This is a genomic window from Aquimarina sp. RZ0, assembly GCF_008370685.1.
Classification (GTDB): Bacteria; Bacteroidota; Bacteroidia; order Flavobacteriales; family Flavobacteriaceae; genus Aquimarina.
In genome coordinates, this window is record NZ_VTZU01000012.1 from 13,118 (window position 1) to 37,187 (window position 24,070).

25 protein-coding genes are annotated in these 24,070 nt (G+C 32.5%); 14 read left to right on the forward strand and 11 right to left on the reverse strand.

Annotated elements, in window-relative coordinates; translation table 11 throughout:
- The first annotated feature begins 71 nt into the window (after positions 1 to 71).
- The 3 genes from F0000_RS06410 to F0000_RS06420 all read left to right on the forward strand — a co-directional run bounded on the left by F0000_RS06410 (position 72) and on the right by F0000_RS06420 (position 3,292).
- On the forward strand, positions 72 to 1,181 hold the full coding sequence (locus F0000_RS06410; protein ID WP_368668075.1) for a glycosyltransferase family 2 protein: 1,110 nt from the start codon (positions 72 to 74) through the stop codon (positions 1,179 to 1,181).
- 90 nt (positions 1,182 to 1,271) lie between these two features.
- Positions 1,272 to 2,624: a dihydrolipoamide acetyltransferase family protein gene (locus F0000_RS06415; RefSeq protein ID WP_149623888.1), complete on the forward strand. Its 1,353-nt coding sequence runs from the start codon at positions 1,272 to 1,274 to the stop codon at positions 2,622 to 2,624.
- Positions 2,625 to 2,902: 278 nt separating this feature from the next.
- Positions 2,903 to 3,292, forward strand: a complete 390-nt coding sequence (locus F0000_RS06420) for a hypothetical protein (protein WP_149623889.1) — start codon at positions 2,903 to 2,905, stop codon at positions 3,290 to 3,292.
- Between the two features lie 32 nt (positions 3,293 to 3,324).
- On the opposite strand, the gene F0000_RS28560 is transcribed toward F0000_RS06420, so the two are convergent.
- The 7 genes from F0000_RS28560 to F0000_RS06455 form a co-directional block, all read right to left on the reverse strand.
- Complete coding sequence (locus F0000_RS28560) at positions 3,325 to 3,789, reverse strand: GtrA family protein (RefSeq protein ID WP_149623890.1); 465 nt, start codon at positions 3,787 to 3,789, stop codon at positions 3,325 to 3,327.
- A gap of 578 nt (positions 3,790 to 4,367) precedes the next feature.
- On the reverse strand, positions 4,368 to 4,706 hold the full coding sequence (locus F0000_RS06430; RefSeq protein ID WP_149623891.1) for a hypothetical protein: 339 nt from the start codon (positions 4,704 to 4,706) through the stop codon (positions 4,368 to 4,370).
- A gap of 258 nt (positions 4,707 to 4,964) precedes the next feature.
- The gene (locus tag F0000_RS06435) at positions 4,965 to 5,381 is read right to left on the reverse strand and encodes a hypothetical protein (RefSeq protein ID WP_149623892.1); all 417 of its coding nucleotides are present in this window, start codon (positions 5,379 to 5,381) and stop codon (positions 4,965 to 4,967) included.
- A 70-nt stretch (positions 5,382 to 5,451) separates the two neighbouring features.
- Positions 5,452 to 6,615, reverse strand: a complete 1,164-nt coding sequence (locus tag F0000_RS06440; protein ID WP_149623893.1) for a metal ABC transporter permease — start codon at positions 6,613 to 6,615, stop codon at positions 5,452 to 5,454.
- On the reverse strand, positions 6,608 to 7,738 hold the full coding sequence (locus F0000_RS06445; RefSeq protein ID WP_149623894.1) for a metal ABC transporter permease: 1,131 nt from the start codon (positions 7,736 to 7,738) through the stop codon (positions 6,608 to 6,610). Before F0000_RS06445 ends, F0000_RS06440 begins: the two co-directional genes overlap by 8 nt.
- A 42-nt stretch (positions 7,739 to 7,780) precedes the next feature.
- On the reverse strand, positions 7,781 to 8,518 hold the full coding sequence (locus F0000_RS06450; protein WP_149623895.1) for a metal ABC transporter ATP-binding protein: 738 nt from the start codon (positions 8,516 to 8,518) through the stop codon (positions 7,781 to 7,783).
- The gene (locus tag F0000_RS06455; RefSeq protein ID WP_149623896.1) at positions 8,518 to 9,432 is read right to left on the reverse strand and encodes a metal ABC transporter solute-binding protein, Zn/Mn family; all 915 of its coding nucleotides are present in this window, start codon (positions 9,430 to 9,432) and stop codon (positions 8,518 to 8,520) included. Before F0000_RS06455 ends, F0000_RS06450 begins: the two co-directional genes overlap by 1 nt.
- A 397-nt stretch (positions 9,433 to 9,829) precedes the next feature.
- Here F0000_RS06455 and F0000_RS06460 point away from each other — a divergent pair, with 397 nt between their 5' ends.
- The 5 genes from F0000_RS06460 (at position 9,830) to F0000_RS06480 (ending at position 13,602) form a co-directional block, all read left to right on the forward strand.
- Positions 9,830 to 10,516, forward strand: coding sequence for a metal-dependent transcriptional regulator (locus F0000_RS06460; protein WP_149623897.1), 687 nt, complete (start codon positions 9,830 to 9,832; stop codon positions 10,514 to 10,516).
- 80 nt (positions 10,517 to 10,596) lie between these two features.
- Positions 10,597 to 11,376 (forward strand): 3'-5' exonuclease, encoded by a 780-nt coding sequence (locus F0000_RS06465; RefSeq protein ID WP_149623898.1) that lies wholly within the window; start codon positions 10,597 to 10,599, stop codon positions 11,374 to 11,376.
- 13 nt (positions 11,377 to 11,389) lie between these two features.
- Positions 11,390 to 12,001, forward strand: coding sequence for a fumarylacetoacetate hydrolase family protein (locus F0000_RS06470; RefSeq protein ID WP_149623899.1), 612 nt, complete (start codon positions 11,390 to 11,392; stop codon positions 11,999 to 12,001).
- Positions 12,002 to 12,340, forward strand: coding sequence for an Hpt domain-containing protein (locus tag F0000_RS06475; RefSeq protein WP_149623900.1), 339 nt, complete (start codon positions 12,002 to 12,004; stop codon positions 12,338 to 12,340).
- A 2-nt stretch (positions 12,341 to 12,342) separates the two neighbouring features.
- Positions 12,343 to 13,602, forward strand: a complete 1,260-nt coding sequence (locus F0000_RS06480) for a competence/damage-inducible protein A (RefSeq protein ID WP_149623901.1) — start codon at positions 12,343 to 12,345, stop codon at positions 13,600 to 13,602.
- Here F0000_RS06480 and F0000_RS06485 read toward each other — a convergent pair.
- Complete coding sequence (locus F0000_RS06485) at positions 13,586 to 13,993, reverse strand: hypothetical protein (protein WP_149623902.1); 408 nt, start codon at positions 13,991 to 13,993, stop codon at positions 13,586 to 13,588. The genes F0000_RS06480 and F0000_RS06485 overlap by 17 nt on opposite strands.
- An 869-nt stretch (positions 13,994 to 14,862) precedes the next feature.
- Here F0000_RS06485 and rpmB point away from each other — a divergent pair.
- The 5 genes from rpmB (at position 14,863) to F0000_RS06510 (ending at position 18,679) form a co-directional block, all read left to right on the forward strand.
- A complete protein-coding gene (gene rpmB, locus F0000_RS06490; RefSeq protein ID WP_149623903.1) occupies positions 14,863 to 15,102 on the forward strand; it encodes a 50S ribosomal protein L28 in 240 nt (79 codons plus the stop codon).
- 24 nt (positions 15,103 to 15,126) lie between these two features.
- Positions 15,127 to 15,309 carry a 50S ribosomal protein L33 gene (gene rpmG / locus F0000_RS06495; protein WP_027395522.1) on the forward strand — a complete coding sequence of 61 codons (183 nt, stop codon included), beginning with the start codon at positions 15,127 to 15,129 and terminating at the stop codon, positions 15,307 to 15,309.
- A 7-nt stretch (positions 15,310 to 15,316) separates the two neighbouring features.
- Complete coding sequence (locus tag F0000_RS06500; protein WP_149623904.1) at positions 15,317 to 15,469, forward strand: DUF4295 domain-containing protein; 153 nt, start codon at positions 15,317 to 15,319, stop codon at positions 15,467 to 15,469.
- Between the two features lie 130 nt (positions 15,470 to 15,599).
- Positions 15,600 to 16,553 (forward strand): signal recognition particle-docking protein FtsY, encoded by a 954-nt coding sequence (gene ftsY, locus F0000_RS06505; protein ID WP_149623905.1) that lies wholly within the window; start codon positions 15,600 to 15,602, stop codon positions 16,551 to 16,553.
- A 458-nt stretch (positions 16,554 to 17,011) separates the two neighbouring features.
- Complete coding sequence (locus tag F0000_RS06510; protein ID WP_149623906.1) at positions 17,012 to 18,679, forward strand: amidase family protein; 1,668 nt, start codon at positions 17,012 to 17,014, stop codon at positions 18,677 to 18,679.
- Positions 18,680 to 18,687: 8 nt separating this feature from the next.
- On the opposite strand, the gene F0000_RS06515 is transcribed toward F0000_RS06510, so the two are convergent.
- A complete protein-coding gene (locus F0000_RS06515) occupies positions 18,688 to 19,791 on the reverse strand; it encodes a serine hydrolase (protein WP_149623907.1) in 1,104 nt (367 codons plus the stop codon).
- A 414-nt stretch (positions 19,792 to 20,205) separates the two neighbouring features.
- Here F0000_RS06515 and rimO point away from each other — a divergent pair, with 414 nt between their 5' ends.
- Positions 20,206 to 21,507, forward strand: coding sequence for a 30S ribosomal protein S12 methylthiotransferase RimO (gene rimO, locus F0000_RS06520; protein ID WP_149623908.1), 1,302 nt, complete (start codon positions 20,206 to 20,208; stop codon positions 21,505 to 21,507).
- A gap of 356 nt (positions 21,508 to 21,863) precedes the next feature.
- On the opposite strand, the gene F0000_RS06525 is transcribed toward rimO, so the two are convergent.
- Together F0000_RS06525 and F0000_RS06530 are read right to left on the reverse strand one after the other, a co-directional pair.
- Entirely contained in the window at positions 21,864 to 22,307 is a 444-nt protein-coding gene (locus F0000_RS06525) for a fibronectin type III domain-containing protein (RefSeq protein ID WP_149623909.1), read from the reverse strand.
- A 915-nt stretch (positions 22,308 to 23,222) separates the two neighbouring features.
- The gene (locus tag F0000_RS06530) at positions 23,223 to 23,669 is read right to left on the reverse strand and encodes a tRNA (cytidine(34)-2'-O)-methyltransferase (protein WP_149623910.1); all 447 of its coding nucleotides are present in this window, start codon (positions 23,667 to 23,669) and stop codon (positions 23,223 to 23,225) included.
- Positions 23,670 to 24,070 lie beyond the last annotated feature (401 nt).

The window sequence follows — 24,070 nt, forward strand, 5'->3', positions numbered from 1 at the left end:
TGTCCGAAATTAATTATGAGTTAAATTATATTATCTAAAAAAAACCTTTTCTTCTGAAACTATCTGTTATTATCCTCAATTATAATGTTCGTTATTTTCTGGAATTATGTGTTCTTAGCGTACAAAAAGCAATCACAAACCTGGATGCTGAGATTATCGTGGTTGATAATGCTTCTTCAGATGATAGTTGTATGATGATGAGAGATCGTTTTCCTGAAATAATGTTAATTGCAAATTCTGATAATGTTGGTTTTGCCAAAGCGAATAATCAAGGTGTTGCTATGGCAAAAGGAGAAAGTATATGTATTCTTAATCCAGATACTGTAGTGTCCGAGGATACTTTTATGAAAATCCTTACTACTTCAGAAAAACTTCCTAATTTTGGTATAGCAGGACCAAGATTAATTAGTGGGGTAGGTTTTTTTCATCCAGAAAGTAAACGTAATATACCTTCTCCATTGACATCTTTTAGCAGGCTTTTTAAAATACGTTTGGGAAAGGTAAGGAATTATTATGCAGATCACATAAAAGCAACAACGATAGGAGATGTAGATATACTTGTGGGTGCTTTTATGCTGATCAGGAAAAAAGATTATGAATCCGTTGGTGGTTTTGATGAAGATTATTTTATGTATGGAGAAGATATAGATCTCTCTTATAAAATTAAGAAAAAAGGATTACAGAACTATTATATAGGGAATGTTCCTGTGATTCATTATAAAGGAGAGAGCACAGATCGCAATGCAGAGTATATAAAACGCTTTTATGGTGCAATGCGATTGTTTTATCGTAAACATTTTAGAAGTAATTGGGTGTTGGATAAAATAGTATACTTAGGGATTGGAGTTACCTCAATCATACAGTCTTTTAAAAAACATCATAGAGAAAAACGATCGGTATTAGCATATTATTTAGTTTCTGACAATCATCAGCTGGCAAAGTTATTGAGTGGTAGATTACAAAAAGAAGTGAAGCTAATATCTTTAGAATCAGCAAAGAAGTTTGGATTTGAATATTACGAGCTTATCTTTGATAATGATCATATGACATTTGGAGAAATTATTGAAGCAATGCAGCTGTTGAGAAAACCTACAATGACTTTCAAAATTAAGCCTCAGGGCTGTAATTATATTTTAGGGAGTGATTTTAGTGACGGAAAAGGAGAGGTAATCGTTTTTTAAATAAATTTTAATAAACAAAAATTAACTAAAGAGGATTGATTTTGTTAATTTCGCAAAATAGACAACATATAAACACCTTTGATTAATAATATGGCAAAATTTGAGCTTAAACTTCCGAAGATGGGTGAGAGTGTTGCAGAGGCAACCATAACTACGTGGATAAAAGAAGTTGGAGAAACTATCGAAATGGACGATGCAGTATTAGAAATTGCAACGGATAAGGTAGATAGTGAAGTTCCTTCTGAGGTAGAAGGTGTATTGATAGAAAAACTTTTTGAGGTAGATGATGTTGTAAAAGTTGGTGAAACTATTGCTATTATAGAAACAGTGGGAGAAGGTGTAGTGTCCTCTGAGCCAGAAGAATCAAAAGAAAAAGTTGCAGAGTCAACTCCAGCAGCAGTTGAAACCATAGAAACGCAAATAGCAGCAGTTACCGAAACTACAGCATCTGCTATGAATGATTACTCTGGAGGGACTAAGTTTTATTCGCCATTAGTAAAAAATATTGCAGCAGCAGAGGGTGTTTCTATTACAGAATTAGAAAGGATATCTGGAACTGGCAAAGATGGTAGAGTTACTAAAAATGATATACTGCAATTTGTAGAAGAACGTACAAACGGTGGTACTACAAGGAGTTCTATTAGTTCTGAATTAAAAAAGGAGGAAACAGTACCTGTTAATGTGGTTCCTACTCAAAAAATAGAAACTCCAAAAGCAATTCCTGTTGCCTCAGGAGAAGACGAGATAATAGAAATGACCAGAATGGGCAAACTTATATCTCATCATATGGTAGCTTCTGTACAAACATCCGCTCACGTGCAATCATTTATTGAAGCTGATGTAACCAATATATGGAACTGGAGAAAAAAGGTAAAGGGAGATTTTATGAAGAAAGAAGGAGAGAATCTTACTTTTACTCCTATTTTTATGGAAGCAGTCGCAAAAGCAATTAGAGATTTTCCGATGATAAATATTTCTGTAGCAGGAGATACCATTATTAAAAAGAAAAATATCAATTTGGGTATGGCAGCGGCGCTTGCTGATGGCAATCTAATTGTGCCTGTAATCAAGAATGCGGATCAGTTAAACCTGGTAGGTATGACTAAGGCAGTAAATGATTTGGCTAATCGAGCAAGAAATAATGCTCTAAAACCAGATGATGTACAAGATGGAACGTATACAGTAACTAATGTGGGTACTTTTGGGAGTATTATGGGAACACCAATAATCAATCAACCTCAGGTAGCTATTTTGGCATTGGGTGCAATTCGTAAAGTTCCGGCTGTTATAGAAACTCCTGATGGAGATTTTATTGGGATACGATATAAAATGTTTTTGTCGCACTCTTACGACCATAGAGTGGTAAATGGAGCGTTAGGAGGGCAGTTTGTACAACGTGTAAAAGAATATCTGGAAGAATTTGATGTGCGTAGAGAATTTTGAAACATTAGGATTCAAGTAACAGACGAGTTCGATATATAAAATAGCCATTTTTAGACTAAAAATATATAGTGTAAATCACGATGTAAACGATCGTGTTTTTTTTTGTTTCAATAAATTAATTATTGTGCTATACAATAAATTCTTAGTTACGTAGGTTTAAAATATTAATAAACCGTATACTTCGTGCCATCTTTATGGCAGATCAAGGTAGTAATAAAATTTTGAAAGTACTCTTAAAAATACTCACACTGATACTCCTCTTCTCTGCTTGTTCAAACTTGAAGAAAAACTTAGTTGTGGTCAAAAATGATTATGAAATTGACCTGACTAGTCTAGAGTATGTGAGAGAAAATCTAAATGGATTTTGGATTCCTGAAAATAATCCAAACGGAAAGGAAATCTTATGGTTATATTTTAGAGAAAACAAAAATTTGACAGATTGGGATACACTACCTTTTACTGAAGAAATAAGAAGAACCGAAATATTACCATATAAACCTTGCGCCACGGTTGCTACTCTAATCAAGGTGAATAATGAAACTCAGCTACAATTTGTTTCACGTAGTGGTCAGGATACAGTAAAAATTGACCAACTAACCAAAACAAAATTTAAGATTGATGGAGTTACTTATTTAAGGCATAAGGGATATGATTTTCTAAGACAATAAAGCTGTAGTTGCTGAGGGAACACTCATAAAAACTATGGCTTTTCTATTTTAAAACTAAACTTATTTTGGAGTGTATAGCTATAAATGATTGTGATGAAAATTGTTATTAGTCTCGATGGAGTAGGATAAAAGTTCAAAAAATCAACTAGCAATTTCATGAGTAGGTAATTTAGTAGTATTGCGCCTGATCCAATAATTAAATATCGCATGAATTGTACTTTTGTAGCTACGCTAGACGCTCTAAAAGTAATATACTTATTAAGGATAAAACCAGATGTAAAGGTGATCGGAAACACAAAGAATAGAGAAGCGATATGAGGACTCATCACTATGAAATATAAATCTACATTTTGTTTATCAAAAATGAAATGAAAGAAAATAAAGTATAAGACAGTATCAAAAACCAAGTTGCTTCCACCGCAAAAAGCATAGCGATAAGTTTTTAGTGATATAAACCTTCGAAAAATAAAATAGAAGACATCTATATATTTTAGCATAGTTCTCTTTATCTCGATCTAATTGGAAGATACGCGTATTAAGAAACGTAGATAAATAACTGTTGTTACAGAATTATTGATTTTTATGCCAATTCTGTTTTTAAAATACTAGAATTAGAATAAGTAATCTTACTAGAAAATGTTACTGAGAATTGGGGTGAATATTATTTTAATGCCTATGAAAGCTTACAGTAGAGGCCTTCGTTAGTTAAGAACTAGAGTTTCTATTATAATCCGAAGCGCGTGAGTTTTAGTGAAATTCTGATAAGAATTTTGTATAGAAAGCAAGCCTTTTGAGTTTAAAAGTATTCTCAATACACTTTTTCTTCGTCAAAGAATTGACGGTTTTTAATCTTCTATACTTAAATAGTCGAACTTTAGGTTAACATCATAATAGTTTGATTAGTAATGTTCCTGTGAGAGCAAAAAGGCTTCATTTGATTGTGCGGTGTGGCAGTGCTTAAAAAAACAAGAGTTAGAGTGATGAAAAAGGAATATCGATAGAAAAGTTTTATTTAGTTTGTAAAAGAAACCAAAAACAGAGGAAAAAATTATAAGAAATAAATGATGTAATATCATTAAGGCAATAACCCAAGACTTTGTTTGCTAGAACCTTCTTTTATTTCATTGTTAAGAGTAGCTAATCGTGTAGTTTTCTTTTTATTGGGAATAAATCCATTTTTCTCCATCAACTCCTTATAAAAATCAGCTTTAGTTTTTCTGGAACTCATATTACTTCCTGCTTTTATTTTAATGTCAAAATTATTTTTACTAATAAGTGCTCTGTAAAAATCAATTTTAGTGGTGTGATTTTGATTTTCAATTTTTGACTTATTATTACTTGTAGTAAAAGTATCTTGTGCGACTATACTAGAGAAAGAAAGTAAAACTACGATTGTAAGAAATAAAGTTTTCATAATTTTGGGGCTTAATGAAATGATTATCTTGAATTTAGTCCAAAATTACTATGAAAAAATAGTCTTAAAAAATGTTTTGAATACTTTTAGATAAAGTGGTTTTTTATTACGGTGAAATACGCAATTTTTACGGTTTAACCCTAATTTTCAAAGATTTAATTGGGTGTTTTTTTTAATTTTTAAGGGATTTTTTAATATTTTTTAAGGCTTAAACTTTTGATTTAATGTTATTTGGGTGTGTATTGATATTGGTGATATTCAAATTTTATGGCTAGAGTCCTTTCTTTTCTGTGCATCTGATTTAATCGAAGATGTTGGAGTTTGTTTTTTTCGATCTAGATCTATCGTTTTTAATTCATCATTAACGATAAGATCATATGTATAAGAAGATACCGCATCTGTTAATGGGATTAGAACAATCATTTGTACTTTGCTATTGGCAGGTATATTTTTTATAATAGGTCTATGGGCACTTCTGCGATATCCCAAAGGGTTTATTTTTAGAAAAACACTTTTGTCAATATCAGAATCATTTTGTATATAAATAATGGTTCTTTTTTTTTGTTGATCTTCAATTAATCGAACCTCTTTTTTTTGAGTAAAACTAAAACTAAAAGAAAAAATCAATATAAGTTTAAGTAAATCAAGGGAATAAGTCTTAAAAATTAGATCCATATCCTTTTTATCCTAAAGATACAGTTTGTCGGGTAATATAAAAATAAGAATAGTTTGAATTTTCAACATTTTAACCACGAAAGAGAAAAAATCGATCTTTCATATGTTCAATTTCGGAGTTTTTATTAGTTACGATATAGTTAATAGCTTCTGTAGTAAAGTGTTTTCCTTTTTCTGTTAAGGATACCACATTGTTCTCAATACTAATCATATTATTTTTTAATGCCAAATCCAAAACAGATTTGGCTTTCACCTTTTGCCAGTTAATATGTTCATTAAGGTGTTGTACGTGTCGTTCTGTTTCGTCATCAGTATGGTTTCCCAGGTGTAACAGAAAAGTAAGTAGTGAAACTTCTATACGCTGCTGTCTCCGGCGGTATATGACAGAAAGAAAGCCCTTATTAGGTGCAAATAAATAAACAAAAAGAAAAATAATTCCTAATACCGAGGTCATCGATCCAGAGATAGATGCGTCTAATCCATGTGCAACCCAATATCCAGATATAGCCGATATTACACCAAAGATACAGGCTAATAAAAGCATTTTTTTTAGGTCATTTGTTAGTAAATAAGCAGTTGCTGCCGGAGCAATCATAAAAGCAATTACCAAAATCGCACCTACAGCATCAAATGCTCCTACAGTGGTAATAGAAGCTACAGTCATTAAACCATAATGCATTATTACGGGTGATAAGCCTAGTGCAGCTGCGAGACCTACATCAAAAGTGCTTACTTTTAATTCTTTAAAAAATGCCAAAAGCAATCCTAATGTCATCAGTAGTATAGCACCTATTATCCATAGTGATTTTGGCCCCAAATCAGTACCAGTTATAATAAATCTATCAAAAGGAGCAAAGGCAAGTTCGCCTAAGAGTACAGCATCAATATCCAGATGTACATCATTTGCATGCTGAGCAATCATAATGACACCAATGCTGAATAGCGCAGGAAACACAAGCCCAATAGCAGTATCTTCTTTAACCAGTCCGGTTTTCTGAATAAACTCTACTAATACTACGGTAAGTACTCCGCTTAATGCTGCAAGAAGAATTAATAATGGAGAAGATAAATCATGAGTAATAAAAAAACCAATGACGATCCCTGGTAATATAGAATGGCTAATAGCATCCGTAATAAGTGCCATTTTTCTAAGCACTAAAAATGTTCCGGGAATGGCACAGGTAATGGCAACCAAGCTCGCAATTAATTGTATTTCAATTTGTGCACTACTCATACTCTTTATCTGTTAATTGGTCATACAAATTAGCAGCAGTTTTATATCCTGTAGCAGTTATTGACCACATATTCCCTTGGATTTTTATATAATCTTTATCCTCTAATGTTTGTAAAGAACGCTTCGTAAATCCCTGAAAATTATTTAATATTTTGATAGCATGTGGATGCGAAATGTCTTCATGATCTCGAGCAATATTATACATAAAAGATAGTGTTTTATGTAGTTGAAGATCATTTCGGTTTTTTCTGAATCGGATTTCTCTAAATAACAGTCCGCGACCCGGAGAAAATATAAAAGAAACTAATACAAATACCGCAGCAACCAATACAATGACTGGTCCCGTAGAAAGATTATTATGATTAGCGCTGATTGCTGTGCCAAAAACACCAGAAAAAGCGCCAAAGATTGCAGCAAGAATAACCATGACTGCCAGATTGTTGGTCCATTGTCTTGCCGCCGCCGCCGGAGCAAGTAACATAGCGCTCATCAGCACCACACCAACTGTTTGAAGTCCTAAAACGATAGCAATAACAATAAAGGTCGTGATAAGGATGTCAAGAAATTTAGTGTTAAACCCTAAAGTCTTTGCATAATCTGCATCAAATAGTGATAGCTTAAGTTCTTTCCAAAATAGTAATAATACAATAAGACAAATACCAGTGACCAGAGACATCATCCATACATCACTTTCTAAAAGTGTAGCTGCTTGTCCAAAAAGATAATTCTCTAATCCCGCTTGATTAGCATTTGGCATTTTCTGGATATAGGTTAATAAAAGCATTCCAAAACCAAAAAATAACGATAAAATTAGCCCCAGAGCAGTGTCAGATTTAAGGTGTGTTGTCCTGATAATTCCTCTAATCCAAAAACTACCAATTAAACCACTAATTAGAGCCCCTAAGAGAAAAGCATTGCTATTTTTAGTTCCTGTAATTAAGAATGCAATCGCTATACCAGGTAATGCTGCGTGTGATATGGCATCCCCTAACAAACTTTGCTTTCTAAGAACAGCAAAACTACCCAGCATACCACAAATTGCTCCTAATACTGCAGTTCCTAATGTAATAGTGCGCAGTGTATAGTCTGTAAAAATAAGTTTTATATATTCTTGAATATCCATATGTTTTACTTGATAATCGAGATTTAAATGCTCCGAGGTAGTTTACTGTTGTACACTTACTTTGTAATTAATACCATAAGTTTTGGTCAGGTTGTCATCATTAAAAATATCTTTAACAGGTCCAGTTGCAATTTTTTTTACATTCAAGAAAGTTACCCAATCAAAATATTCAGGTACAGTTTGTAAATCATGATGAACGACAACAACTGTTTTTCCGGCTTTTCTCAATTCCTTGAGGATATTAATAATTGCTTTTTCTGTAGTGGCATCAACTCCTTGAAAAGGCTCATCCATGAAATATATAGAAGCATTTTGTACTAAGGCTCTTGCTAAAAAAATACGTTGTTGCTGCCCTCCGGAAAGTTGACTGATTTGCCTGCTTTTGAAAGCTAGCATGCCTACTTTTTCTAAAGCTTCGAGCGCTGCTTTTTTTTGTTTTTGACCTGGTCGCCTGATCCAGCCCAGACTTCCATAAGTACCCATCATCACGACATCCAATGCTGTAGTAGGAAAATCCCAATCTACGCTTCCTTTTTGCGGAACATAAGCAACAAGAGATCGTTGTTTTTTATATGGTTTCCCGTATATAGAAATACTTCCGGCTATTGGTTTAATAATATCCAGAATCGATTTTATCAAGGTAGATTTTCCAGCACCATTGGGCCCCACGATTGCCATTAGAACTCCTTCTGGAATAGCAAGATCAATATCCCATAAAACAGGTTTGTAATTATAGGCAACAGTGAGATCGTCTACTTGGATTGCAATTTTTTGTTCCATTATTTTAATGCATTTACAATAGTGTTTACATTATATTCAAACATTCCAATATAAGTACCTTCTATAGTTCCAGGATTACCCAAGGCATCAGAATATAGCGTTCCACCAATGGTAACTTCTTGATTTTTAGATTTTACGGCAGCTTGTAAAGCTTCGATAGTACGTTTGGGGACAGATGTTTCTACAAAAATTGCTTTTATCTGTTTTTCGATAATAAAAGAAGCTAGTTTCTGTACGTCCTGAACGCCTGCCTCTGTAGCTGTCGATAGCCCCTGTAGCCCTACTACATTAAAATCGTATTCTTTTCCAAAATAGCTGAACGCATCGTGAGCTGTAACCAATACTCTTTTTTTTCTAGGTAATGTTTTAATAATCGCTCTTAACCTGGTTTCCAGCAAATCGATTTCTTCTAGATAAGCTTTTCCGTTTGCCTCAAAGGCATCGGCATTCTTGGGATCTAATTTTTTTAGCTTTTCTATAGTAAAGGTAGCTACTTTTTTCCAGTTGCTTGTACTAAACCAAATATGCGGGTCATAGTTAGAGGCAAAATAGTCAGACCCTATAAGCGCGTTTTTGTCAAGCACTTCCCCGATAGCAATGGTTTTTATATGCTGAGAACTCATTTTTTTGAATACTTCGACTAACTTCCCCTCAAGATGAAGTCCATTATATAATATTACATCAGCATTTACAATTTTATTGACATCACCTTCACTGGCTTTGTATAAATGTGGATCCACGCCAGAACCCATTAGTCCTTCTACATTTATTAGATCTCCACCTATATTCTTGACTAGATCGGTAATCATAGTTGTCGTTGTTACAACATTTAATTTCTGATTAGGATCTTTGGTTTCTTGTTTGCACGAAAATGTGGATATAGAAACTATAAGTATAAATAATACTTTTTTCATCTGTTTTATATTTATCGTTTTTAGAAGTAAGATGAAACCTTCGATGGTTAAAATAATTAGTCATCTGTATATTCAAATCTTTTTCTAATTATGGCTGTTTCTTGCTATCTTCTTATTTATTTTCTTTTGATGCATATGTTTACTTTACGAATTTTTAAAATCTGACACACTCTTTTTTTGTTGCTTTCTGTGATGTCCAAAAAGCTATAATGTTTATTTGGAGGAATTTACTCAACTTGATTTGTGTATTACTACGGTGCTAACTGAATTAATTTTTTTAGAGAAAACACAAAGCTGTGAACTAAATATTTTAAAAAGTGAGTACGATGATTCTATACATTTGCATTAGGTTTAGTATTTTTGTTTCATTAATGTAGCAAAACTAAAAAAGTTAGTTATGACTAACAAATCTAATTCAAATAATTTAACAAAAAGTGAGGAAGATTACTTAAAAGCTATTTTTCAGTTGCTTATAGGGGATAATTCTCGAAAGGTTGGCAATAATCAATTAGCAGAATATCTAAAAGTATCTCCGGCATCGACTAATAACATGATTAAAAAACTAAAGGCCAAACAATATGTCTTTAGTGAAAAATATGGCAAGTTAGAGTTGACAGAAGAAGGGAAATCAATCGCAGTACGCTTGATCAGAAAGCATAGGCTATGGGAAACGTTTTTATGCAATTATCTTAATTTTACTTGGGATGAAGTACATGAGGTGGCTGAGCAGCTTGAGCATATTAAATCGAATAAGCTGATAGATGAGCTGGATAGTTTTATGGACTTTCCTACAAAAGATCCACACGGAGAAATGATTCCCAATGCAAATGGGGAATATTCATTATTGCCAAAAATAACATTGTCTTCTCTTGATGAAGGTGATGTTTGTCAATTAATTTCTGTAAATGATGGGTCCGTTACTTTTCTGAAATATGTTTCAGAAATTGGTTTAGCATTGAGCAGTGAGATTAAAGTTTTAGAAATCAGGGATTTTGATAAATCTATTAAAATTGGTTTTAATACTTCTGTAGAAACCGTTACCAGAAAATTTGCAGATAATGTATTTGTGAAAATTGTTTCATAGGTTAATAAATGTTAAAATTATGATATTACGTTGTTAGATTACAAACAATACCTAGTATCTTTGACCTTCACAATCAATTTATGGAACTTAATTTGAAAAGACCGATTTGTTTCTTCGATCTTGAAACTACTGGTATTAATATTTCTAAAGATCGAATCGTAGAAATATCTGTCCTAAAAGTATTTCCCAATGGCAATAAAGAAAGTAAAACTTGGTTAGTAAACCCTGAAATGCCAATTCCTCCAGAAACGACAGAAGTTCATGGAATAACGAATGAGAAAGTCGAAAATGAACCTACTTTTAATCAGTTAGCAAGTAAGGTTAATGAGATGATTAAAGGGTGTGATCTGGCAGGATTCAATTCTAATAGATTTGATATTCCGTTACTGGCAGAAGAGTTGTTAAGAGCAGGTTTGGATTTTGATATGAAAAATACAGTTGCTGTTGATGTACAGACTATTTTTCATAAAATGGAAAAGAGAACCTTGTCAGCGGCATATAAGTTTTATTGTGACCTGGATCTCGAAGATGCACACTCTGCCGAGGCAGATACCAATGCAACATATGAGGTGTTAAAAGCGCAATTAGATAGATATCCGGAGCTAGAAAATGATACTAAGTTTTTGGCTGAATTCAGTTCTAGAAAACAATTTGCAGATTTTGCAGGTTTTATAGCTTTTAATAAAGAAGGTAAAGAAATATTCTCTTTCGGAAAGCATAAAGGTAAATTGGTAGAAAAGGTGATGGAAGAAGAACCAGGATATTTTGGTTGGTTACAGAATGCAGATTTTCCTCTGTATACTAAAAAAGTATTAACGGCTATCAGGTTACGTAAATTAAATAACAGCCTTAAATTGTAATTTACTATATTTTATGAAACTTATTTGTATTGGTCGTAATTATACAGAACATATTGCAGAATTAGAAAACGAAAAACCAGAAGAACCTGTCGTTTTTATAAAACCGGACACTTCAATTCTTTTAAAAAAACAACCTTTTTTTATTCCAGATTTTTCTAATGATATTCATCATGAAATTGAAATATTGGTTAAAATTAAAAAGGTAGGAAAGCATATTGATCAAAAATTTGCGCATAAGTATTATGACGAAATTGGATTAGGAATTGACTTTACTGCTCGAGATTTACAAAGTAAATTAAAAGCAAAAGGATTGCCTTGGGAAAAAGCAAAGTCTTTTGATGGATCAGCTGTAATAGGTGATTGGATAGGTAAAGAACACTTTGCAGCTGTTAATGATATTGATTTTTGTCTAGAAAAAAATGGAGCGATTGTGCAAAAGGGAAATACCAAACTCATGTTGTGGAAGATCGATGAATTGATAGAATATGTGTCAAAATATTTTACTTTAAAGATTGGAGATGTTATCTTTACAGGAACACCGGCTGGAGTAGGTCCTGTAAAAACAGACGATATACTTACTGGTTTTATAGATAAACAACAACTTTTTTCAATAAGAATTAAATAAATGAGCAAAGGGTATAGCTTAGATAGTGTAAATGAATTATCAGGTGGAGACAATGAGTTTATCACCTTATTGGTGCAAACATTTTTAGAAGAAATACCACCTGATCTCGATGGTATGGTGAAGGCTGTAAGTGATGGAGATCCTCAGACAGTATATCAATTTGCCCATAAAATGAAACCAAACCTTCAGCTTTTTGATATTGATTTGCTAACACAGATTAAGCAAGTAGAATCTTGGTCTAAGTCTGGGAACGATAAAGAGCATATTATGCCGACTCTCGATCATATTGTAGTTACAGTCAATGAGGCGATTAAGGATTTGAAAGCTGATTTTCAATAAGTATGCTCGCAGAGATAATAACGATAGGAGATGAAATTCTTATTGGTCAGATTGTAGATTCTAATTCTGCGTTCATAGCTAAGGAGCTTAATAATATAGGTATAGATGTTTATCAGATAACATCTGTTCAGGATGATAAACAACATATCCTTAATGCGCTTGAAGAAGCTAGGATAAGGGTAGATTTAGTATTAATCACGGGCGGATTAGGACCTACAAAAGATGATATAACAAAACACACAATATGCGAATATTTTAATGATTCTTTAGTAGAGAATCAACAAGTGTTACTGCATATAGAAGCACTCTTTGAAAAATATTTAAAAACTCCCATTTCAGATATTAATAGAATGCAGGCTTTAGTGCCTGCAAATGCAGTTGTGCTGATTAATAATTTTGGGACTGCACCTGGAATGTGGTTAGAAAAAGAGGAAACAGTTTTTATTTCTATGCCCGGAGTACCTTTTGAGATGAAAAACTTAATGAAAGATGAAGTATTGCCGAAACTTCAAAAAAGATTCGACAGGCCATTTATTCTTCATAAAACTATATTGACTTATGGTATGGGGGAAAGTATGATTGCAAAAAAAATTGAAAGCTGGGAAGATTCCTTACCGACTTTTATAAAACTTGCATATTTACCCAATCTGGGTAGCGTGAGATTGCGTCTTTCTGCTCGGGGAAAAGATGAGAATCTTTTGAAGAATACGATTAAGGAAAAAATTATTGAATTAAATAGACTAATAGGTGATATTATCGTAGGATATGAAGAGGATGAATCCATAGAAGTCTTAATTGCTAAATTGTTGACTTCCAGAAATCAATCTTTGGCAGTTGCAGAAAGTTGTACTGGTGGAAAGATTGCGCAATCTTTAACTGCGCATTCTGGCGCTTCCTCTTATTTTATGGGAGGAGCAGTTACTTATGCAACACAATCTAAGATTGATATACTAAAGGTTGATCCGGATATAATAAAAAAATTCTCAGTTACAAGTAATGAGGTAGCAGAAGCAATGGCAATAGGGGTAAAGAATAAATTTAATGCTGATTATGGTGTTGCTACTACAGGAAATGCCGGACCTTCAAAAGGAGATGGAGATGTAGAGATAGGGACTGTTTTTATTGCGATTGCTACTCCAGATCGTGTTTTTTCAGAAAGATTTGTATTCAGTAATCTTAGAGAGCGAACGATTGGTAAGGCAGTTAATAAATCTTTTGAACTTTTGTTAAATGAATTAAGGGTGCCTATTGGGGTAGTGTAGTGACTTCTTTTGACCAGTCTGTTGCATCTTGTAAGTTGTTAAAATAGAAAAAAGGTCTCTGCGCAAAATGTTTTTCGATATGAATCGACATTTCGTAAGCCTTATTGTATGTTACAACAGCATAGCCTCTAAAGTTTTCCATAGATATCAGTGGGCAATTTAAATAATCTATAGGGGTGATAGCGTGAGAATTGATTCTGTCAGAAATATAGGTAAAAGGTCGCCCATCTCCATAATGCTCTAGTACAATTGGAATTAGATCACTAAGCTTCTCTAGATTGATAACCTCTCCTTCATTTATTTCTGCAACAAAGTAATTCTCATAAAAATAGTAGGTACCTAGATTTAAGTCATATTTCTGGATAAAATGATTTGTTACTTTAGTTCTCATAATTATGGGGTTTTAATATATGCTTACAATATGTCGTAAAAATGACCTAATTATTTCTTTTTAAGTATTGTTTTTCAGTTTGTTATGTGGTGTTGGATGCCAAGGAATCCTTAGCTGTACTATAAAAAAGGTACTTGCTTAACAAGATAACTTCAAAAATAATTTTTAACGTTATTAATTTTTAACTTTGGTTTTTAAGAGTAGAATGTATATTTGAAGGAAATATTTATTTCTGATTTGTTATATCAAGGCTTTGTAAAACAGGCTTATGACCTCTAATAAAAATTAAATAAATAGTTTAGTCCTAAAAATTAGGACAATATATGAAATCTTTGATAACATGAAAGAGTTTCAGTAGGGAGAATTTCAAAAAAAATACATAAAACTATCCAATGTATGGATGATTGATTTTACAAGGGTAGTAATGCGACGGTTATTTTATATAAAAAAAATGCATTCACTTTGCCTTAAAACTCATATGAACTATTGTTTAATATCAAAAAAATAACAACTAAAAAAAGCGGATCTTACTGATCCGCTAATTTACTACTTAATTACCCCATATCAAGTAGTTAGTTACAGTTATGAAAACTAACTGGTGTAAAAGTAATAGCTATGCCTTAATTCTTAAATAGGTATAAACCCCTGTTTTTTGTTTTTGGCGATATTGTACGATAATTGGTTTTGTTCACTAGTGTGCCTATTCAAAGAATATAACAAAGTGTGTATTAAGTTTTGTGGAGTATTAAATAATAGCTTTTGTAAAATATAAAAAACATAAAAAAACATATAAATATTACTTGGTAGTTAGGTAAAAAAATCGTTAATTTGCACCCTGTTTTGAAATAATACCAAAATTTAGAAAAGAGATGTCAAGAGTTTGTGAGCTTACAGGTAAAAAAGCAATGGTAGGGAATAATGTTTCTCACGCGATGAATAAAACAAAACGTAAATTCAATGCGAATTTAATTAAAAAACGTTTTTATATTCCGGAAGAAGATCGTTGGGTAACACTAAAGGTTTCTACTTCTGCTTTAAAAAATATAAATAAGAATGGTATTGCTGCTGTTTTAAAAGAAGCAAGAGCTAAAGGTTTCTTAACTAAATAAATAAGCTTTTAAAAAGATACTATAATGGCAAAAAAAGGTAATAGAGTTCAAGTAATATTAGAATGTACTGAGCATAAAGCTTCCGGTAAACCAGGTACTTCTAGATATATTACAACTAAGAATAAAAAGAATACTCCTGATAGAATGGAAATAAAGAAATTTAATCCTATTCTTAAGAAAATGACCGTTCACAAAGAAATAAAATAAGTAAACAATGGCAAAGAAATCAGTAGCATCGTTACAGACAGGATCAAAGAGATTAACAAAAGCCATCAAAATGGTAAAATCTCCTAAGACAGGAGCGTATACTTTTGTAGAGTCAATTATGCAACCAGAGGCAGTAAATGACTTTTTTAAACAAAAGTAATTCGTAAAAAAGAATATTATTTTTTAAAAAGAAGCCATTTCAATTTTATTGGAATGGCTCTTTCTTTTTATATTTATATGATTTTATGGAATTTTCCACATATTAATTTTTAGTATACTGAATTCAATACATGGGCTTATTTAAAAAAATATTCTCTTCAGAGAAAAAAGAAACATTAGATAAAGGGTTAGAAAAATCTAAAACTAGTTTTTTTTCTAAATTAAGTAAAGCGGTTGCTGGTAAATCTAAGGTAGATGATGATGTTTTAGATAATCTGGAAGAGGTATTGGTGACGAGTGATGTTGGGGTGAAAACCACAATTAAAATAATTGAAAGAATAGAAAATCGAGTGTCTAGAGATAAATATATGGGCACGGATGAATTAAATCGGATCTTAAGAGAGGAAATCGCCGGTCTGCTTTCTGAAACAAATTCAGGTGAAGCTACGGATTTTGATATTCCTACCAATAAAAAACCATATGTTTTAATGGTAGTAGGTGTAAACGGTGTTGGCAAAACTACAACTATAGGTAAATTAGCGTATCAGTTTAATAAGAAAGGACTAAAAGTAGTATTAGGTGCTGCTGATACATTCAGAGCAGCTGCAATTGATCAATTACAGGTTTGGGCTGATCGTGTAGATGTACCTATTGTTAAGCAAGAAATGGGTAGTGACCCAGCTTCAGTTGCTTTTGATTCGTTGCAATCCGGAGTGAATCAGGATGCAGATGTTATTATCATAGATACGGCAGGAAGGTTGCATAATAAAGTGAACTTAATGAATGAGTTAACCAAAGTGAAGAGGGTTATGCAAAAAGTAGTTGGAGATGCGCCACACGATGTTCTATTAGTGTTAGATGGTTCTACCGGTCAGAATGCCTTTGAACAGGCAAAACAATTTACTGCAGCGACAGAAGTAACTTCATTAGCAGTTACAAAATTAGATGGTACTGCCAAAGGTGGTGTGGTGATAGGAATAAGCGACCAATTTCAGATACCAGTAAAGTATATAGGAATAGGAGAAGGGATAGAAGATCTTCAGGTATTTAATAAATATGAGTTTGTAGATTCTTTTTTTAAGTAGAGAGATCCCAATGTATTAAATTGGTCTATTTTTTGCCGAAATTCCCTTGTTGTATGTATGGTTGTAGCTGGGTGTACTATGCGCGCCATTGTTGTACTTTTATTTTTTGGTAGTAATTCATTTTTAAATTGATTATATAATAATAGACAGTGTATGTCTCTCTTCTTTTCATTATGCCTTATTTTAAGTCAGGTGACTTACTTTGAAATCGATGTTGCTATAAATAAAAGTAAACTTTCTAACATTTTTCGAGAGTTGACAGTTTTTTAATTCATCGTTACTTCCTTTTATAGTGTTTAAGTACAAGTACACACTATTTTTAGTTTTAATGGGTAATTTTTAGATCGGATGATACACGTATATTTTGTTACAAAATAGTTAAAAAGTTGTCTTGTGATTATGATGGCGGCTTTTTTTTATACTTTCATTTCATAAAATACCCTTGTAACCATTGTTCTATGAGAAAATTACTATTTTTTTTCACTCTACTTTTAGTGTTTATTTCCTGTAAAAAGGAAAAAGAAGAACTACAAAAAAAATCACAACCAGGCGTAGTTTGGCAACCTTATGATGAAACTGCAGACCTGACATCTACAAAAGAGTTAGTGCAGGAAAGAATGCATTTGAAACTAATCAATTCTAAGGTTTTAGATAAGAACGATATCTGGCAACCTCTAGAATCGGAATTAGAGTATTTCTCTGAAGAAGATTATAACAGGTTAAAGGTGTTTATTATTGAGAAAAATATACCATCTATTCAGCAGAGCATAAAAGATGGTAAGCTCACATATGAAGAGTTGACCAAATTTTATATCTACAGGATCAGAAAATATGAAAGTGATAATACTCTATCCTTAAATTCTGTAATATCCTTAAATCCAAAAGTTGTAGTACAAGCAAGAGAGCTGGATAAGATGGATAAAAAAACTATTGATATACATACTGTTTTCGGGATGCCTATTTTACTTAAAGATAATATAGGTTTTGCAGATATGGCTACTACTGCTGGTGCTATTGCATTACAAAACAATAAAACAGCTAATGCTTTTATTACCAAAAAGCTTCTGGAAAAGAATGTCTTGGTTTTAGGAAAAGCAAATCTTAGTGAGTGGGCGTATTTTCTTTGCACTGGTTGTCCGGTTGGTTATAGTGCAATCGGAGGACAGACCCTTAATCCATATGGCAGAATGGTTTTTGAGACTGGTGGCTCTAGCTCAGGAAGTGGTGTTGCAGTTGCGGCTAATTTTTGTGTAGCAGCGGTTGGAACAGAAACTAGTGGATCTATTTTGTCTCCATCAAGTCAAAACTCTGTTGTTGGATTAAAGCCTACAATTGGTTTAGTAAGCAGATCAGGGATTGTGCCCATTTCCAGTACTTTGGATACACCAGGACCTATGACCAGAAGTGTTATTGATACAGCAATTCTGTTGAATGCGATGACAGGTAAGGATCTTCAGGATTCTGCTTCTGTTTTAACAAATGTCGATTTTATGTCTCCTATCAAAGATGTAAGTTTAGAGAAGAAACGTTTTGGTGTGATTAAAGCATTTTTGGAAGATTCTGTTTATATGAATGCTATTAATAAAATCAGGTTAGCAGGAGGAGAAATTATAGAGATTGAGCCTGAACAAACTCCGCTGCCCGATTTTTTAAGTATTTTGAATGTCGATATGAAAAATGATCTTCCTCAATATGTGAATTCCTATGCAAGTGCTGCCGTTCGTATTAAAACTATTGAAGACGTTATTGCTTTTAATTTACAAGATTCCGTAATCAGAATTCCGTACGGTCAAGGAATATTTGAGGGTATTGTTAAAGATAGCACAACAGTAGGTGGTTTAGAAAAAATCAAAGAGAATCTAAAGAATGTCGCCAGAAATTATTTTAATACTCATATTGATGCGCATAATCTGGATGCAGTTTTATCTATCAATAATTATCATGCAGGCTATGCTGCTGTAGCAAAGTATCCTGCATTAACGGTACCGATGGGCTATGATACGAATGGAGAACCCAAAGGGCTTACTTTTATAGCAAAACCTTTTTTAGAAGATAAATTATTACAACTGGGACTCGGGTATGAGTTAGTGTCTCAAGAGCGTAAAATGCCTGTTAAGTATGATTAATTAATTAATTAATTAATTAATGCATTGATTTTAATCCATAAATCATTATCAAAACCCGAAGGACCCAGCAAAGTCTGACCGGTGTCATCTCCCATTCTCACAATAACAAGGTCTTGACTGGGAATTATATAAAGTTTTTGATCATTTTTTCCTAAGCCAGCGAAAAGATCTTCTGGCGCATCAGGCATTAATTCTCCGGTAAATTCATTTTCGAAAGCAGGTGTTCTAAAACTCGATTTGCCGTTTAACCACCATAAGTATCCATAGGATTTATTCAAGCTTTGAGATGTAGTGGTCATTTCGATAAAGTAATTTTGATCAGATAGGATTTTTGTATTGCTCCAGATTCCTCTATTGAGGTTTAGAAGTCCAAAACGAGCCATGCTTCTAGCTGTACTATAATATATAGTAGCATATCCGAGACTTATCCAGGTTCCATTCATACCAATTTTGTTTTTTAGTTTAGAATCAAAATAGCTGTTATAATCAGTATTTGTTGCTCTGCTTACAATAGTAGTTAGTAATGTGTATGCTGCATTGTGGTAGTACCAGAAGTTACCAGGTTCATTAAGATAGGTTAAGCAATCGAAATCAGTACAGTTTTGATTAGAAACATTGTAGTCTAGACCTGTAGTCATCGTTAAATGATCTCTTACAGTAATAGTTTGTTCCTGATCAGTAGTGATGTTGGCCCATTGTGCTCCCAGGTATGTTGAAGAGGATGCGTTAATATCCAGTAAGCCTTCCTGTTGTGCCAGTCCTATAGTGAATGCTGTCAGTGTTTTACCAGCAGAGTACCACGGATTATTATCAGATGGCAAAGCTCCATTAAAATATTTTTCAACTATAATTCTGCCATTTTTTAGTATAATAAAAGCCTTAGTGTTTTTTTCTTTCAGAAAACTATAAAGAGGTTCTTCTGCGCTTTTGTTCCAGCCTATATCTGTGATTGATGCTGTTTCCCATTCATCAGTATTAATAGGGGGAAAATATAGTTCGTTTAGATCCGAATTAAGTTCTTCGGTAGCACGTTGATCGATATCAATATCATCAGAGCAAGAAAATGATAAACTTAATAAGGGTAATAAGAATGTAGTTCGTATATTTTTCATAGTTTGGGGAGTATAAGTATTTTGACTATACAATATACAAAAGGTTTAAAACATACATTTTTTTATATAGTACTCAAGATGAGTTTATATAGCATTACATGATTATCCTCTGAATTTACTCGATAATCAAGATTTAAATGCTTAGAGATGTGCTTCGAAATCGAAATGTTTTTTTTCCTAACAAATGTCTGGTATCCTTGCCTTGAGTTAGTTTACTGGAATGAAAAGTCCTTTTTCCCTTGGTTTCAGAGTAACAACAAACCATAGCCCTATTGTGCTTGGTTTTTCTTCTTCATTAAAATAAGAAAAATAATTTTCTTTTACGGGACATTCAAGCAACGCATGGTATTATTGGTAATTATAGGTTAAACTTTAGTTATTCATTGTATCTTTGCAAACCTTTATCCAAAAGCTATGAGAACAAAGACTTTAAAAAATAATAAGATCAATGTTGTTACATTAGGTTGTAGTAAGAATGTATATGATAGTGAAGTTCTTATGGGGCAATTAAAAGCGAACAATAAAGAAGTAGTTCACGAAGAAGAAGGAAATGTTGTCGTTATTAATACTTGTGGTTTTATTGCGAATGCAAAAGAAGAATCTATTAATACGATTTTAGAGTATGTCCAGAAAAAAGAAGAAGGTGTTGTGGATAAGGTATTTGTTACGGGTTGTCTATCCGAAAGGTATAAACCTGATTTGCAAAAAGAGATTCCGGATGTAGATCAATATTTTGGAACTACCGAGCTTCCGGGGTTATTAAAAGCATTGGGAGCTGATTATAAGCACGAGCTTATAGGGGAAAGATTAACGACGACTCCAAAAAATTATGCATATCTTAAGATCGCTGAAGGGTGTGATCGTCCATGTTCATTTTGTGCAATTCCTATTATGAGAGGTAAGCATAAATCAACTCCTATAGAAGCATTGATTATTGAAGCAGAAAAGCTAGCGGCAGATGGAGTTAAAGAATTGGTGTTGATAGCTCAAGATTTAACATATTATGGATTAGATCTTTATAAAGAAAGAAGGTTAGCAGATTTGCTTCGCGAATTGGTCAAGGTGGATGGGATAGAATGGATACGATTGCATTATGCTTTTCCCACGGGTTTTCCAATGGAAGTATTAGAGGTAATGCGAAAAGAGTCTAAAATCTGTAATTATATAGATATACCTCTACAGCACATTGCAGATCCAATTTTAAAATCGATGCGTCGTGGTACTACCAAAGCTAAAACTACTAAACTACTCAGAGAGTTTAGAGCTGCAGTACCAGAAATGGCAATTCGCACAACATTGATCGTTGGTTATCCAGGAGAGACTCAAGAGGATTTTGAAACTTTGAGGGATTGGGTAAAAGAAATGCGTTTTGAGCGCCTTGGTTGTTTTACATATTCTCACGAAGAAAATACACATGCTTACAATCTGGAAGATGACGTTCCTGAAGAAGTAAAAATGGAGCGTGCTAACGAAGTTATGGAGATACAATCACAAATTTCATGGGAATTGAACCAACAAAAAATCGGACAAGAATTTAAGGTGGTTATTGATCGTAAAGAAGGAGCTTATTTTGTTGGTAGAACAGAGTTTGATTCTCCTGATGTAGATAATGAGGTGCTGATCGATGCTTCTAAGTTTTATCTTAAAACTGGAGAGTTTGCGATGGTGAGAATATATGAAGCAGGAGATTTTGATTTATATGGAGAAGTTATTTGATTATAGTTTCTTATCTATTACTTCTCGCTGTAAATCTTGATATATAAAATTCATCTTTATTTTTAACCTAAAATGAGATGAAATTTGCACAGATGAGATATTTTTTGATTGGCATAGTTCTGGCTACGCCTAAAAAAATAACGAAATATGAGTCAATCATATCCATTTTTTGGGAAATAGAAAGAGTCAAGATGATTTCTATTAGTGAATAGATCGTTTTTTATCTGAAATTCTAATAATTAAAATATCATTGTTCTGGTGAACAACAAAAAAGAGAAGATTCATAGAACCCTCTCTTTTTAGATATTAACTTTCTAAATTTGGCTAATTTTATCCTTAAAATATTTTTTAGAAAACTAGTTTCGTTGTAATGTTTTAATCTCTTTTACTACGCTCCAATCGCTATAAGTATTAAGACCGCATTTGGTTCTAACAGCTACTGTATAAACAGTGGATCTTTTTAAATTATTGATTGTGATAGCGCTCTGTTGAGCATTTAACGTATTTGTAGTTTGATTGTTTTCATCTAAAGCATTCGATTTTTCAGTGTATCTTACTTCCCAAGAATAATTAGTTGTTTGAGATATTTCAGAAGACCATGCAAAAATAACTGACTTATCAGTAATTTTGGAAACTGATAGTGCAAATGGAATAACGCAGTTATCAACCTCTTCTTCGGTTGGGTTATTAGTGTCGGTAACAGTGCCTCCACTAGTAAGATCATTTGTGTTAAATTCTTCTGTTTCACATGAAATTAGTAAAGAAACGATAATTAGTAGAAATGAGATTTTCTTGATCATTGTAATATAGTTTAATTGTTTTAATTCTTGTTTTAAATCGCCGGCAAAAGTATTCAAAAAAATGAGACAAAGTCTTAAAGTTTTTATAAGAATTTATTGGGGAATTTATCTCTTTATAAAAAGATGGATGCGATATATTTAAGTATTAGGCCCAAATAGGTTAATATTTGATAACAAGATTGATGAAATGATCAGAAATGATGTGCTTTTTAATCCTTTTTGTTGAATATATAGCAAGTGTGTTTTTGTTAAAAAAAATAAAATAATTATTCATTTTGTAATGTTAAACCCTTTAAAATGCATTATTTTATTTTTAATTTAATAAAAACGATTATTTATTACGAATATGTTATTGTTGAGTGAGGTGTCTAGGAAATGCTTTAGAGAATTGAGATCTATATTGATAAAACCATAACTTCGTTATAGGATTAGTGACTTTTTATTAGATGATTGTATATTTTGTAAAACTTTTTTCGTGTTATAAATCGCCTAAATAAAAAGAGAATTTTTTATCTAATAAGAAAAGAAAAGTGAGGTATTGCTAACATCAGTTTTATTTTATTTTGAGAGTTTGCTAAACCGTTTTTTGTTGGTAAAATTAAGATACAGGATTCTCAGGATGATTTAGAATAGAAATGATCGAATACTTTGTACCGTCAATTAAGGGTTTCATGTCTTCGAAGCAGTTTTTAAGCTGAGTTTCGATTATTATTGTAGGATATTAAAACCAATAACAGTAGTGCTTTGACAAAGGAAAAGTGTATTGAGAATAGTTCTTTAAGCCCAAAACGTTTGTTTTGGATACAAAATTCTTATCAGAATTTGACTAAAGCTGACGTGCACGGGATTAATCGAAATTCAGGTTTTTAGTATTTGTATTCAAAGGCTGCATGAAAATTATACCAAAAATGAGGATTAAGGTCTTAATCCTTCGTATACAACGATGCTAACTGCATTCGCAAGATTAAGACTTCTGATATGGTTATTAAACATTGGAATTTTATATGTTTTATCTGGATGAGCTTCCAGAATATTTGCAGATAGACCTGTAGATTCCTTCCCGAATATGAGAAACATGTCGTCTTGATAATCAATTGACCAATGACTCGATGTTGCCTGACTAGAGAAGAATACCATTTTTTTACCTTCATGTTTCAAAAAGAATTCGTCAATATTTTCATAAATATGAAGAGAAATATGTTGCCAATAATCTAAGCCAGCTCTCTTTACTCGTTTATCATTTAATTCAAAACCAAATGGTTTAACCAAATGCAAATTAGAACCTGATGCCAGACTTAATCGACCAATATTACCCGTGTTATTAGGAATTTCTGGTTCTACAAGAACAATGTTATATGCCATTAAATAGTATAATATTTAAAGAAGTTAGGTCTTCCTATTTTTTAAACCTGAAAAATAGTGAATTAATTGAGAATAGTTTCTTTGGATTAAGTTACTTTTTATAGGAGATAGTTTTATTTGATTAGCTTATTAATAAAGTATTCATTGATTTGACAAAGTATAGTCCATAAATGTATTTATACATTCTTTACGGAACTTAAAACAGGTAATCCTAAAAACAATAAGTTTTGTCGTATTTTCCTTACGCTATTGAGTTGTTTCTAAAAATTGACGACAGATCTTTATCAAGAATCTAGAAATCAATCAGAGGTTCAGTTCGCTAAACAAGGTTATAGCATCGATAATTTTCTCAGGTTTCAGGCTAATCATATTTCTTTTTTTAAAGAGTATTATTTCTGCTT

Coding starts and splice junctions, on each gene's coding strand:
- F0000_RS06415 (WP_149623888.1), top strand. CDS start 1,272: ATGGCAAAATTTGAGCTTAAACTTCCGAAGATGGGTGAGAGTGTTGCA.
- F0000_RS28560 (WP_149623890.1), bottom strand. CDS start 3,789: ATGCTAAAATATATAGATGTCTTCTATTTTATTTTTCGAAGGTTTATA.
- F0000_RS06430 (WP_149623891.1), bottom strand. CDS start 4,706: ATGAAAACTTTATTTCTTACAATCGTAGTTTTACTTTCTTTCTCTAGT.
- F0000_RS06435 (WP_149623892.1), bottom strand. CDS start 5,381: ATGGATCTAATTTTTAAGACTTATTCCCTTGATTTACTTAAACTTATA.
- F0000_RS06440 (WP_149623893.1), bottom strand. CDS start 6,615: ATGAGTAGTGCACAAATTGAAATACAATTAATTGCGAGCTTGGTTGCC.
- F0000_RS06445 (WP_149623894.1), bottom strand. CDS start 7,738: ATGGATATTCAAGAATATATAAAACTTATTTTTACAGACTATACACTG.
- F0000_RS06450 (WP_149623895.1), bottom strand. CDS start 8,518: ATGGAACAAAAAATTGCAATCCAAGTAGACGATCTCACTGTTGCCTAT.
- F0000_RS06455 (WP_149623896.1), bottom strand. CDS start 9,432: ATGAAAAAAGTATTATTTATACTTATAGTTTCTATATCCACATTTTCG.
- F0000_RS06460 (WP_149623897.1), top strand. CDS start 9,830: ATGACTAACAAATCTAATTCAAATAATTTAACAAAAAGTGAGGAAGAT.
- F0000_RS06465 (WP_149623898.1), top strand. CDS start 10,597: ATGGAACTTAATTTGAAAAGACCGATTTGTTTCTTCGATCTTGAAACT.
- F0000_RS06470 (WP_149623899.1), top strand. CDS start 11,390: ATGAAACTTATTTGTATTGGTCGTAATTATACAGAACATATTGCAGAA.
- F0000_RS06475 (WP_149623900.1), top strand. CDS start 12,002: ATGAGCAAAGGGTATAGCTTAGATAGTGTAAATGAATTATCAGGTGGA.
- F0000_RS06480 (WP_149623901.1), top strand. CDS start 12,343: ATGCTCGCAGAGATAATAACGATAGGAGATGAAATTCTTATTGGTCAG.
- F0000_RS06485 (WP_149623902.1), bottom strand. CDS start 13,993: ATGAGAACTAAAGTAACAAATCATTTTATCCAGAAATATGACTTAAAT.
- rpmB (WP_149623903.1), top strand. CDS start 14,863: ATGTCAAGAGTTTGTGAGCTTACAGGTAAAAAAGCAATGGTAGGGAAT.
- rpmG (WP_027395522.1), top strand. CDS start 15,127: ATGGCAAAAAAAGGTAATAGAGTTCAAGTAATATTAGAATGTACTGAG.
- F0000_RS06500 (WP_149623904.1), top strand. CDS start 15,317: ATGGCAAAGAAATCAGTAGCATCGTTACAGACAGGATCAAAGAGATTA.
- ftsY (WP_149623905.1), top strand. CDS start 15,600: ATGGGCTTATTTAAAAAAATATTCTCTTCAGAGAAAAAAGAAACATTA.
- F0000_RS06510 (WP_149623906.1), top strand. CDS start 17,012: ATGAGAAAATTACTATTTTTTTTCACTCTACTTTTAGTGTTTATTTCC.
- F0000_RS06515 (WP_149623907.1), bottom strand. CDS start 19,791: ATGAAAAATATACGAACTACATTCTTATTACCCTTATTAAGTTTATCA.
- rimO (WP_149623908.1), top strand. CDS start 20,206: ATGAGAACAAAGACTTTAAAAAATAATAAGATCAATGTTGTTACATTA.
- F0000_RS06525 (WP_149623909.1), bottom strand. CDS start 22,307: ATGATCAAGAAAATCTCATTTCTACTAATTATCGTTTCTTTACTAATT.
- F0000_RS06530 (WP_149623910.1), bottom strand. CDS start 23,669: ATGGCATATAACATTGTTCTTGTAGAACCAGAAATTCCTAATAACACG.